The 18706-nt window shown below is 44.7% G+C and carries 19 protein-coding genes and 1 pseudogene; 5 read left to right on the top strand and 15 right to left on the bottom strand.

The genetic code is table 11. The features are described from left to right. Positions 1-310: 310 nt before the first annotated feature. From gap to opp3b, 8 genes are all read right to left on the bottom strand, one after another. Positions 311-1321 carry a type I glyceraldehyde-3-phosphate dehydrogenase gene (gene gap, locus G470_RS0107560; protein WP_028274309.1) on the bottom strand — a complete coding sequence of 337 codons (1011 nt, stop codon included), beginning with the start codon at positions 1319-1321 and terminating at the stop codon, positions 311-313. A 158-nt stretch (positions 1322-1479) separates the two neighbouring features. After that, positions 1480-1842: an acylphosphatase gene (locus G470_RS0107555; RefSeq protein WP_028274308.1), complete on the bottom strand. Its 363-nt coding sequence runs from the start codon at positions 1840-1842 to the stop codon at positions 1480-1482. Positions 1843-1883: 41 nt separating this feature from the next. Next, complete coding sequence (locus tag G470_RS0107550; protein WP_028274307.1) at positions 1884-3173, bottom strand: M20 family metallo-hydrolase; 1290 nt, start codon at positions 3171-3173, stop codon at positions 1884-1886. Between the two features lie 163 nt (positions 3174-3336). Continuing rightward, the gene (locus G470_RS0107545; protein WP_028274306.1) at positions 3337-4983 is read right to left on the bottom strand and encodes a peptide ABC transporter substrate-binding protein; all 1647 of its coding nucleotides are present in this window, start codon (positions 4981-4983) and stop codon (positions 3337-3339) included. Positions 4984-5094: 111 nt separating this feature from the next. Then, positions 5095-6057, bottom strand: coding sequence for an ABC transporter ATP-binding protein (locus G470_RS0107540; protein WP_028274305.1), 963 nt, complete (start codon positions 6055-6057; stop codon positions 5095-5097). After that, positions 6041-7219 (bottom strand): ABC transporter ATP-binding protein, encoded by a 1179-nt coding sequence (locus G470_RS13025; RefSeq protein ID WP_084172132.1) that lies wholly within the window; start codon positions 7217-7219, stop codon positions 6041-6043. Before G470_RS13025 ends, G470_RS0107540 begins: the two co-directional genes overlap by 17 nt. A gap of 12 nt (positions 7220-7231) precedes the next feature. Further along, a complete protein-coding gene (opp3C, locus tag G470_RS0107530; RefSeq protein ID WP_028274304.1) occupies positions 7232-8272 on the bottom strand; it encodes an oligopeptide ABC transporter permease in 1041 nt (346 codons plus the stop codon). A 7-nt stretch (positions 8273-8279) separates the two neighbouring features. Then, the gene (gene opp3b / locus G470_RS0107525; RefSeq protein ID WP_028274303.1) at positions 8280-9221 is read right to left on the bottom strand and encodes an oligopeptide ABC transporter permease; all 942 of its coding nucleotides are present in this window, start codon (positions 9219-9221) and stop codon (positions 8280-8282) included. A gap of 145 nt (positions 9222-9366) precedes the next feature. On the opposite strand from opp3b, the gene G470_RS13880 reads away from it, so the two are divergent. Continuing rightward, entirely contained in the window at positions 9367-9741 is a 375-nt protein-coding gene (locus tag G470_RS13880) for a DUF3899 domain-containing protein (protein ID WP_051258492.1), read from the top strand. Between the two features lie 54 nt (positions 9742-9795). Here G470_RS13880 and G470_RS0107515 read toward each other — a convergent pair whose 3' ends face one another. The 5 genes from G470_RS0107515 to G470_RS0107495 form a co-directional block, all read right to left on the bottom strand. Next, positions 9796-11466, bottom strand: a complete 1671-nt coding sequence (locus tag G470_RS0107515) for a peptide ABC transporter substrate-binding protein (RefSeq protein ID WP_028274302.1) — start codon at positions 11464-11466, stop codon at positions 9796-9798. 557 nt (positions 11467-12023) lie between these two features. Next, positions 12024-12620, bottom strand: coding sequence for a class I SAM-dependent methyltransferase (locus G470_RS0107510; protein WP_028274301.1), 597 nt, complete (start codon positions 12618-12620; stop codon positions 12024-12026). Positions 12621-12632: 12 nt separating this feature from the next. Beyond that, the gene (locus G470_RS0107505) at positions 12633-12989 is read right to left on the bottom strand and encodes a DUF2200 domain-containing protein (protein ID WP_028274300.1); all 357 of its coding nucleotides are present in this window, start codon (positions 12987-12989) and stop codon (positions 12633-12635) included. A 19-nt stretch (positions 12990-13008) separates the two neighbouring features. Next, positions 13009-13464 (bottom strand): ASCH domain-containing protein, encoded by a 456-nt coding sequence (locus G470_RS0107500; protein ID WP_028274299.1) that lies wholly within the window; start codon positions 13462-13464, stop codon positions 13009-13011. A gap of 86 nt (positions 13465-13550) precedes the next feature. After that, positions 13551-13796 (bottom strand): hypothetical protein, encoded by a 246-nt coding sequence (locus G470_RS0107495; protein ID WP_028274298.1) that lies wholly within the window; start codon positions 13794-13796, stop codon positions 13551-13553. A 205-nt stretch (positions 13797-14001) separates the two neighbouring features. Between G470_RS0107495 and G470_RS0107490 the strand changes: the two genes are divergently transcribed. Continuing rightward, positions 14002-14325, top strand: a complete 324-nt coding sequence (locus G470_RS0107490; protein ID WP_028274297.1) for a hypothetical protein — start codon at positions 14002-14004, stop codon at positions 14323-14325. A gap of 99 nt (positions 14326-14424) precedes the next feature. Continuing rightward, positions 14425-14787 (top strand): DUF5655 domain-containing protein, encoded by a 363-nt coding sequence (locus G470_RS0107485; protein ID WP_035445299.1) that lies wholly within the window; start codon positions 14425-14427, stop codon positions 14785-14787. A 58-nt stretch (positions 14788-14845) separates the two neighbouring features. Here G470_RS0107485 and G470_RS0107480 read toward each other — a convergent pair whose 3' ends face one another. Then, a complete protein-coding gene (locus G470_RS0107480) occupies positions 14846-16060 on the bottom strand; it encodes an MFS transporter (RefSeq protein WP_028274295.1) in 1215 nt (404 codons plus the stop codon). Between the two features lie 359 nt (positions 16061-16419). Next, entirely contained in the window at positions 16420-16662 is a 243-nt protein-coding gene (locus tag G470_RS0107475; protein WP_156908006.1) for a hypothetical protein, read from the bottom strand. A gap of 218 nt (positions 16663-16880) precedes the next feature. Between G470_RS0107475 and G470_RS0107470 the strand changes: the two genes are divergently transcribed. Both G470_RS0107470 and G470_RS13015 read left to right on the top strand, forming a co-directional pair. Beyond that, positions 16881-17729, top strand: a complete 849-nt coding sequence (locus G470_RS0107470) for a helix-turn-helix domain-containing protein (RefSeq protein WP_028274293.1) — start codon at positions 16881-16883, stop codon at positions 17727-17729. Positions 17730-18516: 787 nt separating this feature from the next. Beyond that, positions 18517-18706: pseudogene (locus G470_RS13015) on the top strand (IS21 family transposase); the annotation flags it as partial.

The raw sequence follows: 18706 nt of genomic DNA, 5'->3' as shown, positions 1-18706 counted from the left end.
CATTTTAAAAAGATGGAAAAATCCACGTACTAAGATTAGCAGATTAATGCGTTTAGGTCTAGATATGGACAGTGCTAAACGCATTGGTTACTCTAGAAAGAAATACTGGAGACTGTCAAAAACACCTGAAGTTCATTGGGTGCTTACAACGAAAAGACTCTACCGGTGGAACGTAGTTTCACTACGAGACCTGGCAGAGTCTGCTTACTTAAGATATTGAACCGCCGTATACGGAACCGTACGTACGGTGGTGTGAGAGGACGATAAATGAATGAATCATTTATCTCCTACTCGATTTGATTGTCTTGTCTTACAAGCTTGCCAAGTGGTCCAACGTACCGACCATGTTTGCAACAAAGCCGTACTCGTTGTCGTACCAAGCAACAGTTTTCACCAATTGGCCATCTGTTCCTTCGATAACTTTTGTTTGAGTGGCATCGAAGATGGATCCTGCCGGCACACCGATAACGTCTGAAGACACAATTTCGTCTTCAGTGTACAAGAAGGCATCGTTTGAAGCTTCTTTCATCGCTGCGTTGACTTCTTCCACTGTCACTTTTTTGTCCAAGTTGGAATACAACTCAGTCATGGAACCAGTGATTGTCGGGATACGCACCGCAGTTCCGTCGATTTTTCCTTCCAATTCTGGAATAACTTTACTTACCGCTTTAGCCGCACCAGTAGATGCTGGAATGGCGTTTTGCGCTCCTGCACGGTTTTTACGTCCGCCCGGAGAGTCCTGCAAAGCTTGAGTTGCCGTGTAGGCGTGAATTGTGGACATCAACGCACGGTTGATTCCATATTTCTGTTGCAAGACGTTCGCCATTGGCACCAAGCAGTTTGTCGTACAAGAAGCTGCAGAGACAATCTTGTCGTCAGCATTCAAATCGTTGTGGTTTACACCATATACGATTGTTTTCGTGTTGTCGACTTCTGCGCCGGCTGCTTTAACTGGAGCGGAAATCAAGACACGTTTCGCACCTGCATCCAAGTGTGCTTGAGATTTTTTCGCGGAAGTGTAGAATCCAGTACATTCCAAAACGATGTCGATTCCCAAGTCTCCCCAAGGCAAGTTGCTGGCGTCTTTTTCCTCAAACGCTTTGATTTCTTTTCCGTTGACGATGATGGCGTCGTTTCCGACCTCAACATCGTACGGGAAACGTCCTTGTGCTGTGTCATACTTCAGCAAGTACACCAAGTCTTCGTTGTCTGTCAAGTCGTTGATGGCCACTACTTCTAACTCTGTGTCCATTTCCAGCATACGACGCAAAGCCAAACGCCCAATACGTCCAAAACCATTAATTGCTACTTTTTTCGCCATGAATCAATTCCTCCTTCTTTTATCTATCTATTCGCATGGTAACGCATTTGAGGGTTAAAAACCAAAAATTTGCTTGAGGGGTTTGATTTAGACGAAAAAGCACCATCCCTTATTAGGACTGGTGCTTTCATTTGTTGCTATATATATTTTTTCCCGCTCTAAACTTCCTGCCGCACAATGGTCAGCTCTTCGTTGGTTCCGTTGAGCGGCACATCGGTGACTTCACATGCGTCAACGGACGCGCGCTTCAGCGACTGCATCGCTTCAATCAGAAAGTCCACTTTCGCTTCTTCTCGCTGCAACTCCGCTTCCACGCGTCCGTCTTCCCGATTTTTCACCCATCCGGTCAATTCCAATCTCTGCGCGATGGTGAACAACTCCAGGCGGAACCCCACTTTCTGGACCTTTCCTGAAAACACCACATGCTTTCTGACTGCTGGACTGGTATCAAATGCAGGAATGCGGAGTTTGTTGGCATGCCACTTCACGTATCCGTCTCTCAAATCTTTGAACAGCTTCACCCGTGTTCCTCCTTTTGGACTGCGCACTCTTTTCAATCATTCTACAGATTTTCAATGTAGTTCTTCAAAACATGCACAGCTTGGACACAGTCGCTCAGTTCGCTCCATTCAGCCGGATTGTGGCTGATGCCGTCTTTGCTTTGCACAAACAGCATCGCCATTGGCACACGGCTTCCCACCACTTGACTGTCGTGTCCTGCGCCGCTTGGAAGAGCAAACGGTTGGATGCCGTTTGCGTGAAGTGCTTGTGCCATCCGTTCTTGGCGTTCTTTGGAAACAAGCACCGGTGATGTGATCAACATGTCTTCATGGCTCACTTTCACGCCGTGCTTGTCTGCCGCGTCTTTGCTTAATTGCAAAACCCGTTCCACCACTTCTTCCCGACTGTCTTCATAAATGTCACGAATGTCTACATATAAGGTGACTTTTCCGGGAATGACATTGACCCCGTTTGGTTCGACAAACAATTTTCCAACCGTTGCAACAGCGGAATCATTGATTTGGCGTGGAATGTGGTGCAAGGCAAGAATAAATTCGCTGGCGGCCACCAAAGCGTCCTGTCGGTCATCCATCGGAGTGTTTCCTGCGTGTCCCGCTTTCCCTTCAAAAGTGAAATGCAGCCAATGCGGCCCCGCGATTCCTGTGACCACCCCGCATGGGAGACCGGCTTTTTCCAGACGTTTCCCTTGTTCGATGTGGACTTCGACGAAGCTGTCAATCTCTTTTACATCCCGTTTGGCGGAAACATAACTATCTACACTCAAACCAACGTCTTCGAGCACTTCTTCAAACCACATCCCATTGGCATCGCGGCGTGTTTTCTTGGCTTCCAAATCAACCTGTCCCATCATGGCTTCACTGCCGCTCAACCCTTCTTGGAAACGCGAGCCTTCTTCGTCCGTGAAAACAACCACTTCATACGGCTTCTCCGGTTGATAGCCGGTTGCTTTCCATGCTTCCGCCACTTCCAATGCCGCCAGCACACCCAACGTCCCGTCAAAGTGACCGCCGTTCGGCACGGTATCCACGTGCGATCCGCTCAACACAGCCGGCAGATCGGGATTTGTTCCTTCCAAACGACCGAACACATTCCCGGCACCGTCCATCCGCACCTGCATCCCGGCTTCTTCCATCCACTGCATGACCAGTTCTTTCGCGGCTTTTTCTTCATGTGAAAAACCTGGGCGGTTGGATCCGTTGTCTGCTGTGCGTCCAATCTCGGACAAAATGTCCAACCGTTCGGCCAACCGCTTGCCGGATATACCATCTTTGTCCAATTGTGCGTCGTACCGTTCCAGTAATCGTTCTTTCAATTTTAAAGTGTCTTCCATTCCCCTCATCTCCCCATGATGTGCTTTTTTTTCAGTTTATCATTTACATGCTGCTCACTTCCATCTCTTTCTTGCAATGCAAACATAAAAACACAACCCCGCCTCGTTGCTGTCCAGACGGGCAACAAAAGGCAAGGCTGTGTGAATGAAAACGCCGTGCGGTCTATTCGCTTTCGACCGAAGCCCGGCTCAAATCAAATTCGTTTCCTACTGACCGGAAGAGGATTCCTTTGACAGCTGGATTGCGCAGCTGTGATTCTGCTTCCTGGTATAGAGGAATAAAGGCGTAATCTTCTTCAAGAATGTCGTGCGCATCCTGCAAGTTCTCCCAACGCGCTTCTTCATTGTTGGCATTTGTGGACTTGGCAGATTCAATCAATGCGTCAAATTCCTCGTTCGCGTAGCCTCCTTCGTTATAAGGCGACTCGCTGTACATCAAGTCCATGAAGTTGGAGGCGTCCGCAAAGTCGGCTCCCCATCCTGTCTGAAGCAAGTCAAACTCGTCCGCATCCGCCAGAGCCAAACGGTTTTTCTTCGGTACGTTCCGCAATTCCACTGTGACTCCCGGCAGGTTGTTTTGGATTTGCCCTTGAATGTATTGACTGATGGTTTTGTTTTTCTCATCGTCGTCTCCGACCAGCGACAACGTGATGGCGCCCACTCCCAGTTCCGCTTTGGCTTCGTCCCACAACTGTTGTGCGCGTTCCACATCGTATTCCAGGAAATCGCCCGCTTCTTCCGCGAAGTCGGTGCCGTCCACCGGGCTGCTGACGAAGTCTTCCGGCAAGAAACCCCCGATTTCAGTCGATCCGTCTCCTAAGATGGTATTGACCAAATCTTCGGTATTGATGACCAATCCCAATGCTTCTCTCAGTTTGTCGTTTTGCAAGTATTCGTTGTCCCAATTGAATTCCACGTAAGCGGTCCGTGCTTTTGGCTGGACCACCAGATGTTCATTATCGGCGTACTGCTTGACCAGCTGGCCTGTCAGGTGCGCATTATCCACCTGGCCGCTTTCAAACAAGTTCAAGGCTGTAGAGGTTTCTTTGATCACTTGGACGTTCACTTCATCCAACTGTACCTCATCCGCGGCGTAATAGTTCTCGTTCTTCACCAAGTCCCATGTCAAACCTGTGCCGTCCCAGTTTTCCAATGTGAACGGACCGTTTGCCAAGACTGTGTCGCTGGAGGTTCCGTAACGGTCTCCCTGTTCTTCCACAAATTCTTGGTTTTGCGGGAAGAAAGGTGAGAAAGCAAGCAAGTATTCAAAGTAAGGGGTTGGTTGAGACAATTGGAAGGTAATTTCATAGTCTCCATTAGCCGTGACGCCCAATTCAGACGGTTCTTTTTCTCCGGCCATGATTTCAGGTGCATTGACGATTGTTTCCGTCAAATAGCTGTACGCCGCACCAGTATCCGGATTGACCAGTTTCTGCATCGCAAAGACGAAGTCATGCGCAGTGACAGGCGTGCCGTTGGACCATTGCGCGTCTTCGCGCAGACGGTATGTATAAGTCAAGCCGTCTTCTGAAATCGTTCCTTCTTCCGCGGCGATGGCAGGGACCGGTTTGCCGTCTGCATCAATCCGCAGCAATCCTTCAATGATGTGCCCGCCATAGTTGGCGCTGTTGATGTCCGTCATCAATGCCGTGTCCAACGTTGCCAATTCTGTAGGGGCCGTATAGCGGACGACTTGTTCCGCCGCCTCCGCTGCGCTGCCGGATGGAGCGGCCGCATCCCCTTCATTTCCGCACGCTGCCAACAGCACCGCTGTACTGAGCAACCCAACCAACACTTTTGTTTTCCTCATAATACTACCCCTTTTTCTAATGATTATTTAATATTTTTCTTATCATAACACAATGAGACAAAAAAAGAACCCGCTATTTCATAAAATAGCAGGTTCTTTTCAACTTTTTTCTTAGGCATGAGCCATCGAATATTTTTCCAGCTTTTCTTGCAGTTTTGGCACATCGGACTCGCGGCACAGCACAAAGTGGCCGGGTGCGATTTCCCGCATTTTTTCTTCTTCACCGTTGTCTTCACGCGGTGTGTACGTGAATCTCTTCCGGTTGCGCTCGTATTCCGGATCCGGCAACGGAATCGCGGAAAGCAAGCTTTCTGTGTATGGGTGCAACGGACGGTTATAGACATCTTCCGCCGGCGCCAATTCCACAATTTTTCCGAAATACATGACGGCGATGCGGTCGCTGATGTATTTGACCATGGACAAGTCGTGTGCGATGAACAAGTACGTCAAGTTTTGCTCTTTCTGCAATTCCATCAGCAAGTTGACGACCTGTGCTTGAATCGACACGTCCAATGCGGAGATTGGTTCGTCCGCAATGATCATTTTCGGGTTCACCGCCAACGCCCGGGCAATCCCGATCCGTTGACGCTGTCCGCCGGAAAACTCGTGCGGGTAACGGGACGCATGGTCTTTGTTCAATCCAACCAAGCTGAGCAATTCTTCCACGCGCTGGTCCACTTCTTCTTCACTGTTGGCCAATCCATGGATGTTGATGCCTTCTGCGATAATGTCGCGTACTTTCATCCGCGGGTTCAACGACGCATACGGGTCTTGGAAAATCATCTGCATGTTTTTCCGAAATTCCAATTGAGCTTTACGGCCGTGGAGGTCATGGACTCTTGTGCCGTCAAAAAGGATTTCCCCGTCTGTCGGGTCATACAAGCGGATGATAGTGCGTCCGGTGGTTGTTTTCCCACAACCGGATTCCCCTACCAAGCCCAATGTTTCTCCTTCATAGATGTCAAAGGAAACATCGTCTATGGCTTTAACTTCGTTGTCGCTTCCGACGTTGAAGTATTGTTTCAAGTTTTTGACTTCTAATATTTTTTTTCGGTTTTTAGAGGATGCTTCCATGGTAGACCGTTTCTCCTTCCTTGTCTTTTCTTGTGGCGATTTCATCCGGAGAAAGTTCTGAATCAGTCTGACGCAGGTGGTCTTCCGCGTCCTGGCTGCTCATTTCTTTCAATCCTTCAGAAGGCTGTACGTCCAGCACTCTCGCTCTGTATCCTTTTTGACGTTCCACGATACCGGCAGGCGGCGTCACTTCCGGAGCATCCGGATGCAGCAGCCAAGTGGCGGCGTAGTGGGTGTCGGATACTTTGAAGAAAGGCGGTTCTTCCATCGTATCAATCTTCATGGCGTATTCGCTGCGGGGAGCGAACGCGTCCCCTTTAGGCGGGTTCAACAAGTCCGGAGGCGTTCCTGGAATGGCGTACAACTCGCCTTCCGTTTCCAATGTCGGCATCGAACTCAACAAGCCCCATGTGTACGGATGCTGCGGGTTGTAGAAGACCTCATCAACGGACCCTACTTCCACGATTTTACCGGCGTACATAACTGCAACACGGTCAGCCACGTTTGCCACCACGCCCAAGTCGTGGGTGATGAAGATGATGGACGTTTTGATTTTTTTCTGCAATTCTTTCATCAATTCCAAAATTTGCGCTTGGATCGTTACGTCGAGTGCAGTGGTTGGTTCATCGGCGATCAAAATGTCCGGGTTACATCCCAGGGCAATCGCGATGACAATCCGCTGGCGCTGTCCGCCGGAGAATTGGTGCGGGAATTGATCCATCCGTTTTTTCGGGTTGGGGATTCCCACCAATCCCAACAGTTCCTCTGCACGCTCGTACGCTTCTTTTTTGCTGACGTTTTGGTGTTTGAGAATCGGTTCAGCAATTTGTTTGCCGATCTTTTGCGTCGGGTTCAAAGACGTCATCGGGTCCTGGAAGATCATGGCAATTTCTGAGCCTCGGATACTGCGCATTTCTTTTTCAGATTTTTTTACGATGTCTTCCCCTTTGAAGAGGATTTCGCCTTTTTCGATGTTGGCATTGTTGGCCAACAACCGCATGATGCTGCGGCTGGTGACGGATTTTCCTGATCCGGATTCTCCCACGATGGCCAACGTCTCGCCTGGTTTCAAATTAAAGTTTACACCACGGATCGCCTGCACTTTGCCTGCATACGTATCAAATGAGATGTTCAGGTCTTTTACTTCTAAAATGTTTTCCATCAGGTTCTCCTCCTAGTCTCTCATTTTCGGGTCAAACGCGTCACGCATGCCGTCAGCCAGCAAGTTGAAGCTGACCATGATGACACTCATAATGCCTGCCGGATACCACATCAAGTGCGGCAGGAAGCGGAACGTCTTGTACCCGTCGTTGATCAATGTCCCCAACGATGCGTTCGGTGCCGGAATTCCGATTCCGATAAAGCTCAAGAACGCTTCAAAGAAAATAGCGGATGGGATAGAGAACATGACTTGGATGATGACCACCCCAAGCAAGTTCGGCAAGATGTGCCGGTATGCGATATTCAATGAAGACTGTCCAAGCGTTTTAGCTGCTAAAATGTATTCTTGGTTTTTCACTTTCAATGTTTGTGCACGGACGATACGGGCCATGGAAATCCATTCCGTCAACGCCAATGCCACGATGATGGAGCCGATACCCGGATCCAATACCAACAGCATCAAAATCACGACAACCAAGTTCGGGACACCGGAAAGAACTTCCAGGATCCGCTGCATCACGTTGTCGACTTTTCCGCCGACCCAGCCTGAAATCAAGCCATATGTGACACCGATTGTCAAGTTCAACAAAGCTGCGACAAATGCGATAATCAAGGAAACACGGGTTCCGTACAAGATACGGGAAAGCAAGTCCCGTCCCAAGCTGTCGGTTCCGAGGTAGTAGTACGCGTCGGAAGCCCCTTCCATTTCGTATTTATCGAAACGGGTGCCGTTTTGGTCAATCGTTCCGTTGAAACCGTTGATGTCCACTCCCGGAATTCGAGGTGGGAGGTTGGCGTGTTCTACGGTTTGGGTGTTCGGGTTGTGCGGCGCGATCACCGGCGCCAAGAAGCTGATTGCCGTAATCAAAATCAACAACACCAAACTGACCATAGCCACTTTGTTTTTCTTCAACCGGCGCCAAGAGTCCTGCATGAAACTCAAAGACGGCGCGGAAATCTTTTCCTTGTCCTGCATCTCTGCCGTTCCAGCCGGTTCGAACATATCCGGCGTTGCGTCAAAAAGCGGCTGTTCGTTCAGATTGCTTTCTTTCATCATATGCTTATGCCTCCCCTTCAGTTGCTACACGGATGCGAGGGTCGATGATGCCGTACAAGACGTCCACCAACAAAATAACGGAAACCAACAACAGTGAGTAAAGCATCGTGACACCCATGATGGTTGGGTAGTCATTCGTCATGATGGATTTTACAAACTGTTCTCCGATTCCCGGGATGGCGAAGATGCTTTCCACAACCATCGAACCGGTCATCAATCCGACAGTCATCGGACCAAGAATGGTCACAAGCGGAATCAAGACGTTCCGCAGTCCATGTTTGAATGCGACTTCCCATTTGCCCAAACCTTTAGCACGTGCCAGTTCCACATAATCACTGCTTAACACGTCCACCATTTCGGTTCGGGTAAACCGGGCCGAATCCGCCATTGGTGAAATCGCCAAGGCGATGGACGGCAGGATGGACGAAGCAAACCCGGTCCACAAAGCGATTGGAAGAACGTTGAACCAAACACCGAAGACCAGCTGCAGCAAGACCGCAAATACAAAGTTTGGAATCGAACGGCCGATGATGGCAGCAAACGTGGCGGATGAATCCACCCAAGTTCCCTGCTTCATGGCGGCGATGATTCCCAACACAATTCCCACCAGTGTTCCGACGACAACGGCTTGGATTCCGATTTGAGCGGACGGCCCGATTCTGGACGCAATCAATTCCGTCACCGGTGTGTTGTTGAATTGGAAGGATACTCCCAAATCTCCTGTGACAAGACCGAATAAGTAAATGCCGTATTGAACCAGGATCGGTTTATTCAGCCCGTACTTTTCGTTCATGATGTGGATCTGTTCAGGCGACAATTTGTCCTGGTTGCTGTACGGTGTCCCCGGAAGCAGCTTCATCAGGAAAAACGTGATCGTCGCAATCAGGAACAATGTCATCAACATATAAAAAACACGTTTCCCAATGAACTTAGCGTAGTTCTTCATACCTTTTTTCCTCCTAAAAACCTCATTATATTTCAATAAATAGGGATGAATGCATCAAAGAAAAAATTCCAAAAGAAATTGTAATTGCGTGTTCTTTTCGGTACATTAAATAGTAATGAACTTCAAAGAAGGGATATTGACACACATGAAATTCACCAAACGTAATCTTATTATCGCAGGCGTCCTTATTCTTATTCCTGTTCTTTTTCAATTTCTCCAATACCAGACCTTGGATTGGACTGAATTGTCCAATACGTTGTTCCTTATCTCGCTGCCCTTATTAGTCGTCGGCCTGTTTGGATGGGTCTTCTCAAGTGGGACATTCGACTTTTTTCATTACAGTATGCGAAAAACAACGAAATTGAAAAAAAAGAAAAATGAAGAAGACGATGCAGAAAAAGAATTGAACCCTCATGCGTTGTCCACTGCCGTTGGAAAAAGCTACCAATCCGTATTGACGATCGGAGCGCTTGTTTTCCTTGCCAGCGTTCTGTGTTTGTGGGATTACTTCTTACAATGAATAAAGCAATCACCAGCTCCCTGGTGATTGCTTTATTTTGTTTTCAACTGCCTCTTATTTTTCTACGTAAGCCCATTTGTAAGAATAATCTGCTCCTACCAAGTGCTCTCCGAGGTCTTGCACATAGTCTTTCTGCAAAACAGCATTTGCGCGTTGGTAGATAGGTGCCAATGCTGCGTCTTCCAACATGATTTGTTCTGCTTCCAACAAGTTGTCCCAACGTGCGTTCAAGTCGCCTACTTCTGTACGAGCTTCTGAAATCAAAGCATCGTATTCTTCATTGGCGTATCCTGATTTGTTGTGCCCGTTAGTGGATTCTTTCAACTCCAAGAAGTTGATTGGGTCAGCGTAGTCAGCGCCCCAACCGGACATGACCATGTCGTAGTCGCCGGAGTCAGTGATTTCCAAACGAACTTTGAATGGAACGTTACGCAAGGAAACGGTCAAACCTGGCAAGTTCTTTTGCAATTGGTCTTGCAAGTATTCAGAAGAACGTTTTGCGTTTTCTGTGTCATCGGAAACCAATTCCAACTCAACGGAGTCCACTCCCAATTCTTCCAATCCTTTTTCCCAGTGTTCTTGTGCTGCTTCTGGGTCATATGTGGACAAGTCGCCGTTTTGTTCACGGAAATCTTCTCCAGTTTCAGGATCGCGTGCAAGTCCTTCCGGTACCAATCCGTTTGCCGGAATCGAACCGTTCTGCAAGACAACGTCCGCGTAGGCCTGTTTGTCAAAGGCCATGGAGATGGCTTTGCGGATGTTCTCGTTTGCCAATGGGCTGTTTCCTTTTTCTTGACCGAAGTCCAAGTAGAACACGGAAGAAGTCGGCATTGTGTGCATTTCAGGGTCACCGGTTCTTTGAAGTACGTACTCTCCAGTCAATACCATCCGGTCGATTGCGCCTGTGTCGTACAAGTTCATCGCTGTGGATGTTTCTTTCACCACGTCCACGTTGATTTGGTCCAAGTTGACTGTTTCTGCATCCCAGTAATCTTCGTTCTTCGTGTAGGTCCAAGACGTTCCTGCCGCATCCCAGTCTTCCAAGACGAACGGTCCGTTGTAGACCAAGTCTTCGCTGGAAAGTGCGTATTCGTCGCCTTGTTCTTCCACGAATGCTTCGTTTTGCGGGAAGTACATCGCCAAAGTGGTCAAATCTTTGAAGTAAGGAACAGCTGTCGCCAACTGAACTTCCAATGTTTTGTCGTCCAACGCTTTAACGCCCAGTTCTTCTGGAGATTTTTCTCCAGCGATGATTTCAGCTGCGTTCGCAATGACGCCTTCCATCATGTAAGAATATGGAGCGGCTGTGGCTGGATCAACCAATTTTTGCCATGCATAGACAAAGTCGTGGGCAGTGACCGGGTCACCGTTCGACCAATTTGCATCTTCACGGATTTTGAAGGTGTATGTAAGGCCGTCTTCACTTACAGTTGGTTCTTCAGCTGCCATACCCAATTCCAAGGAGCCATCAAGTGTTTGGCGGTACAATCCTTCGTTTACGTTGGTCAATACTGTGAATGCAACAGTGTCAGTCGCCTGCGTGGAATCCATTGTAGGAATCTCTGCGCTCTCCACCAAGTTCAAAACTTGTTCCCCAGAAGGTGCGCCTGTTCCGCTTGAAGTGTCGGATTGTGTTACACCAGCATCATCTGAGCCTCCGCCACATGCGGCCAACGCAAATGTGGAACCTAGCAATAAATAAAGCAATGAACTTTTCGCTTTCATAATTTTCCCCCCATTTATTTAATTAAAAACTAAAATTGTTTTAATTCAGTATAAAACCCCTTAATATTAAAATCAAGTTAAGATTCAAATTTTATACGCATTAATTGCACGAATCTTATTGTTAACGCTTTCTTTCTGGTTTAAAATTCTACTTGTTTGGGAATATATTCATTTAAACTTGTTTTTTCTTTTCTTTTGTTCCCTTCTTCTCATTCTAAATTAACTAAACGGACATTCAATTTAATATAAGATTTCACCATATGAGCGAAAAAACCAAAAATGGACGTCAAGCATAGGGGGGACTACTTCACGCTTTGCTTGAAACAGGTTGCTTGCAATGTCGACTCGCTATTTGAATTTTTTTGAATTTGCACTGCTTCGCGTTTCGATGTCGACTCCCCTCTTTTTTCTCGGTGAGTCAACATTGCTTTGCGTTTGAATGGCGACTTAAGACAAATTTTTCCCCAGTCGACATCCAAATGAAAAAAGCAGAAGAACTCCACACAAAAAGCCCTCAAGAATGACTCGCAAAAGTCACTCTTGGGGGCTTCTTCTCGTTATTTCACGCTGCGGGCAAGAAACATGGAGGCATCCTGCTTCATGAAAATCTTTTCGCCATGGTGGAAGGTGTGAATTTCAGTCGATGCAAATCCGGCTTCCTTGAGTTTTTCTTTCAGGTCCTCGTGTGCAAAGCCATTGTGCACTTTTGGATGGCTGATATTTTCATTTTTATCAAAATCCACAATCCACAGTTCGCCACCGTCATTCAAAACGGAGAACAAGTTCTGTAAAATCTTCTCGGTATCCGGAATGTGCAGCAGGACCAGCGACATGAACACGATGTCCGCCTTCACATCCGGCACTTCCTGTGTAAAGTCGGCGTTTAACACTTGGGCGTTGCTTATTCCACTTTGAGCGATTTTCGCTTTGGCTACCTCGAGCATTTGACCCGCTGAATCCACCAACAACACCGATTGTACGAAATCCGCCAGTTCCAGGCTAATCAAACCCGTGCCGCTTCCATAATCCAACAGGGTTTTGTCTTTGCTGTTTTGAAGTCTGGGTTTCACTTCTTCCAAGATGACGTTCGCCAGCTCTATGCGTTCTTGCGTGTCGTACCGCTTGGCCATCTGTTCAAATACATTGTTTTCCATTTCGTTCTCCAATCATTGTTGTGTTCGTAAAATCTTTTCCATTGTTTTCCCTTTAGCCAGTTCATCAATCACTTTGTCCAAGTAGCGGATTTCCTGCATCGTCGGCTCCTCAATTTCTTCCACCCGCACACCACAGACAACGCCTTTGATCAAGCGCCGTGAAGGATTCAACTCAGGCGCTTCTTCAAAGAAGGCCTCCAAATCGGTTTGGTTTTCCAACTGCGTTTCGAGCGTTTCCTGACTGTAGCCGGTCAGCCACCGGATGATTTCATCGACTTCTTCTTTTGTCCGGCCTTTTTTCTCTGCTTTGGCGATATACAAAGGGTATACTTTCGCCATCGGCATCGTATAAATTTTAGGTTTTGCCATACCGGTTTCTCTTTTCCTCTTACTCTGTCCCGCCATCCGGGAATACTTTTTCAAACTCTTCATACACCATCAATGCGTCTTCGTTGAAGGGAATGCCCGCTTCTTGATAAAAGGTTTCGAAAAATTCAATATGAACATCCCGCCAGTAAGCGAGTGTCCGGTCCCCTTCTCCTTCCTTGTAAGCATGGCGTTCGGAAGCTTCACTGAATGGTTGGACATAAACTTTTGTCGTGCGGATAATGCACACCGCTTGATCTTGGCCGTCTAAGATGACGCTGAAGTCTCCTTCTTTCGGTACGGGTTCTCCTTCTGCTTCATACAATGCATATCCGGAAGTTGTGGCGGTCTTTATCCCCTTCAAAGTCAAATCCGCCAGTTTGTCCTCGGCTGCGCCGTAACTCCAAGCTTCGTATGTTTCTTCTTTATAGTCTGGATATTTCTTGGTAAACCTCTTCCATAATTCATCGGCTTTCATTGTGGTGGCCCCGCCTTCAATTTTTATTATAGATATTGTCGTTCAATCATTGTTTGTACTCATACTGGGAAAAGTACTTTTCTTGTTTATGTAAATCTTGAAAAAGCAAGAAGCATAAAAAATATGCCGCCTAAAATGCCTACCCAATTTCTCATTTTCTTTCCTTCATAAAAACTGATGCTGCTTTCAACTGTCGTAATAAAAGCCAAAAAAATTAGAAGAAAATGTAGAAGATCCAAGTAAGCTTCTCCCTGAACAAATCTCTCCCCGAAGAATATACTGGCGAAAGCAGCGATTAAAGTCATGATTTTGAACCGCTTAAACGCAACCATCTTTGTTCCACCCCTTCGATTAAGATAAAACTCACAGCACCACGCTTCCGATTATATCGAGCGTCGTTTCTATTTGTTTCTTCATGGCATAAGAATTTCTTTTACCCCTATTCCCACTTCTCTCATTTAATCACCACAACCTGCTCATCATTTTCCCTTCGCAAAACAGAACGTATGTTCGTATAATGAAGAAGAGGTGACCCGCATGAAGTTGTTATCCAAAATCCACAGCAAGCAAAACATCCACATTGCTTCGTTGTTGACAAGAAAAGGGGTGTCGGAGTATTTTCTCTATGAAGAAAACTACGTCACGCATTCCCGGGCGTTTGAAGTGTGGTGGTATGAATACAGAGGAAAAAACCACTTCCTGTTCAAACACCGCTACCACCCCTACTACTTGTTTTTCATCCAGTTGGACGAAAATGAGATTTTCACATTGAAAGACTTCGATTATTATTTGGATTATGGCACGTTTAAGAAAGGAGGCGTGTGGCAGCTCGAGGACATTCCTGAAGAAGAACTCACATAACATTGGCATTTCCTTTATACCCATTCTATCCTTTAAAAAGGAAAAATGGGGCATTGAAATCGGATTTAACAAAATTGTTTCTTAAAGGAGCCCTTTAGAATGTCCAACACCAATAAAATGATCGGTCACTTTGAAGACAAACCTGCCACCCAGCTGTTTTACGAACAAGTAGATGACGGGGTCTCCCATCTGCCTGGAGGGAAAAAAGAGGTGCATGCCCAAGCCAGTTATGCCGTCAAAAGAAAGTTTTTATGGATGTGGGCCTACGAACAGACTGCGGACGGCACGCTTTATTTGACCGTTCTGCTGGACGAAAAATGGAACCATCCGCAGCTGCATTCCATCACTCAGGTCAGCGCCAACCGCTGGAATCACCATGTCGTGATTAAAGACTTGGAATCTGCTCAAAGCGAGTGGCTGAAAGAATTGCTTCAAAAAGGGTACTTGTTCGCGAAGAAATAAAGACAAAATCGCTCCCCATAAAAAGATGTGGGGAGCTTTTTGAGAAGAAAATTACTTGTTATTTCAATTCAACTTGTTTCGTAAGATATTGTCGGATTAGCTGGAGGTAAAAAATTCCTCCTACTGCTAAAATCAATGCCGATAAATAATAGACAAAAGAGATGGATGTCTGATCTGCAAAAAAACCCACCACCAAACTGGCCACACCCATCAATGGTGTTAACAGACTACCTTCCGCCGCATATAACACCGGCAGCTTTTCTTTAGGGGCAACTTCTTGGAACATCGTCAATAAAGGGATGTTTTTTAATTGAGTCCCCACTCCAACCAGCAATGAACTGAAGAGCGCTATGCTACTGAGATTCGTATACCCAAATAAAAAAGTAGCGCTTGCTGTCAAACCCACTCCAAGCAAAAGAATCGAGGACAAGTTTTTCTGTACCCATTCAGTGTGACGATACATGAACAAACTAATACAAATCATCCCAGCGAAGAACGCTGCGTTAATCAGCCCCCACCAGATCGGGGGTTCTCTCAAAGATTCTGCGACATATATAAGCAAAATGGATGAGTTCCATACCGGCGCGGCGATGGTTTCCAAACTGTCTATTATCAAGTATTTCCTCAGATGCGTTTCCTTGAGAAAGAGGGAAATTCCTTCTGTGGCCTGAGAAAATTTGGAAGTCTGTTCCACCTTCTCAGGAAAAGTGACTTTCCGTAAGGACGTAAATGCGATGGTTGCGACAATGTACAACCCAAAAGAAATAAAGATGATTTCTTTTGATGAAAACCACAACAAAAGAGAGCCGCCAATCACCCAGTTTCCTACCTGCATCACTTCATCTATCGATTCCGCGAGACTATTGGCTTTCATTAACTCTTCCTCTTCTACATAATACGGTATCAAACTTTGTTTGATTGGACCGGCAAATCCGTCCAGAAAAGAAACACTTACAAAGAATACAAAAATCACCCAATAAACAAGCTCGACGGTTAAGCTTAGATAGGCCCATATTGAAAACAATAGAATAGTCTTCATCCCCTGTGTTCCAGTCAGGACACGATTAAGATGTACCTTATCTAAAACTAGTGGTGTCAAGATACCTGAAGTGAAAATCGCCATCGCCATGGTAAAAGTAATGGTAGAAGTATAAAAAGCAGAGCCAGTCGCATTGTATATGAGACTGATAATGGCGATGGAATAAAACACATCCCCTAGGTTTGCAGCTGTTTGGCCTACCAATAGATACATAAATTGTTTATTTTTCAGCAAGTTTATTCCTCCATTATTTTAAAAATCTAGATAATGGAGTGAGTTACGAGTTGATTTGGCATGCAAATGCTCCTTTCATATGGAGATAGAAAATAAAGAGAGATATCGACCATCCTGATCAAAAGTAAACAAACAATCATCTACCTCAACGCAAAAAAGTCGTAGAAATTGATAAGGTTTCGAGTGCGTCTTTAAGAAAGTTTTTATCTTTTGTTTGTTCAGCTATTTCCAAAACTATAAAACTGATTCTAAGTGAACCTTAGAACAACCCATGAATTTGTTCTTCCATTATTAATATATGAACTGTAAAACTAGGAGAAAGCGTAGGGGTAAGTGTAAACACATGTCATACTCGGACTTTAAACACTTTTCTTTTCATATCCATCTTTCCTTTCTAATGCAGTTATTTTTCTATATTGTCTATAAATATTAATTGGTAGGAAAACCATTAAAAATCCTATCCAATAGGCAATTTCAATATATTCAGATAGAAACACTCCTAGAAAAAAGGCGATTAAGAAAATAAATCCATATGTATTATGCTCTATTTCTCTTTCTATTCCTTTCGGTCGCTTAAAGTAATAACGTAAAATCTTTTTCATTGACATCCCTTTCACAATGAGTTTCCTGTTTTTTAAAATCCATTTCTCGAAAGTGCGTTTTGGCGTTTATAAGGTGCCTAATCTTAACTAAGTGAAGAACGTTTTTTAAAAAACGTTCTCTACTTTTTGTTCTTTCTTAATAGAGATAGTATCATGTATTTAATATAGAGACTTGAAAATTGTCATATTATATAATTTTTGAAAAAGAGGGTGAATGAATGAAGCATTTCGGAGCTACTTTTCGGATTCTGCGGAAAGAGAGAGGATTTACACTTAAGACAATGTCTGAAGGAATTATTTCTTTTTCTTATCTCAGCAAGTTTGAAAAGGGTGAATCAGATATAACTTTAGAAAATTTGATTCGATTAATTGAACGATTAAATATGACTCTGGATGAGTTTCTGTTTTTTAGTCAAATCAGAACAAATCATTACGTTGAATTATTTCGAAAAATTTCCTCAGCGTATACAAAAAATGACCAGCCAACACTCCAACGTTATTTAAACAACGAGCAAGGATTATACTGTCAAACTGGAGTCATTTACCATAGATGCAACGCCATTATGATTGCATCAATTATACAAGATATCGATGAGAGTTTCTCAGTTCTTCAAAGCGAAATAGATTTTTTAGTTGACTATATTATTAAGTGCTCTTTTTGGACTACATATGAAGTGAGTTTATTAGGGAATACACTCACCTTTTTCTCGGAAGACTTATTGTCTATATTATTGAGCGAAGTGAAAAAAAGACTTAAAGAGTACAAAGTGTCGAACAGAAATGTACGAGACTTAATTTCTCTAATAGAAAATGCATGCATCATCTTTTTGAGAAGAGGGAAAATTAAAGAAGCTCAGTCATTATCCAATTTTTTAGACTCCTATCTGGAACCTTTCCATTTTTTCGAAAAAACCCGAAAGCTTTTTATCGATGGAATTATTTTTATATGCAAAGGAGAGATAATTGAAGGTATAGAAAAAGCAGAGCAAGCGATAAACATCATGTATACAATGGATAAAACTTTTGCTAGTGATCACGAGATGGAACTGAGATACTTTTTGAAGTAATTGAAGCAAGTTTATTATTTTTGGAAAACCGTCTAATAGGTAACTTAGCTGTCAGTTCTTTTACATACCTGTTTGAATAGGTTTATAAAACAACAGATTTTAGAATTCAATTCATTTTTGATTAAATCTTAGCTGCTTCTTTCTGCTTCATATACATAAAAAAGAAAACTTCAGCTAACTTTTAATATACTCCCTCTAAAGTAGACACTAAAAAGTAAACAGCTTCAGAGGGAGTTTTTTACGTTCCAATCACAAACCCACTACTGAAGAACCAGAAAGAAATATCTTGTTATATACTAAAGAAGAAAAGTCCTTTATACCAACTGTCCTACAGGACACAAAATAGTTTGTTATTTTCCTGTCTACTTTAAGAGGGAGGCCGTTTAATTTTCACTAAACCAGTCTTTTGCTAACGCTCCAGTTAATCAGCCATTGAACTGTCCACCGTTTCTTGTTCAACTGCTCCACTCCCTTAATTATTCAGCATTTTTATCATCTTCTTGTTTGTTTCAGCTCTTGTATACGCTTAAAATTTTCACTACCACTTCTTTAGGTATAACAGTCATAGAATGTAATTCATCCAAATCTACCCACACTGGTAAATACGTTCCCCGGTTTCTCTTCGAGTTTGTGTACTCCTCTCCTGTTTATGGCAATATAGAAATACAGAAGATTGCAATGAATAAGTACATAGTCTGGCAATAAAAAAAGGCCTTGTTAGCCTCCCAATAATCCTCTAAAGTTTAAGTTACGACGCTTAACTTGGAGGTAGAAAAGGATGCTAACAATGACCGACATTAATACTATCAAAAATCTGCGAAATAATCACGATAAATCGATCAATGAAATTGCCGATACGCTAGATATCAATTGGCGGACAGCTAAAAAGTATGCAGATAATGCCTTCCTTCCTGAAGAAAAGGTAACGAAAAAATCAGGGATGATGTACGATGAAAAATGGGGAGACATCGTCTCCT

The organism is Atopococcus tabaci DSM 17538 (genome assembly GCF_000429585.1).
Lineage (GTDB): Bacteria > Bacillota > Bacilli > Lactobacillales > Carnobacteriaceae_A > Atopococcus > Atopococcus tabaci.
This window is presented reverse-complemented; position numbering and strand designations above follow the sequence as displayed.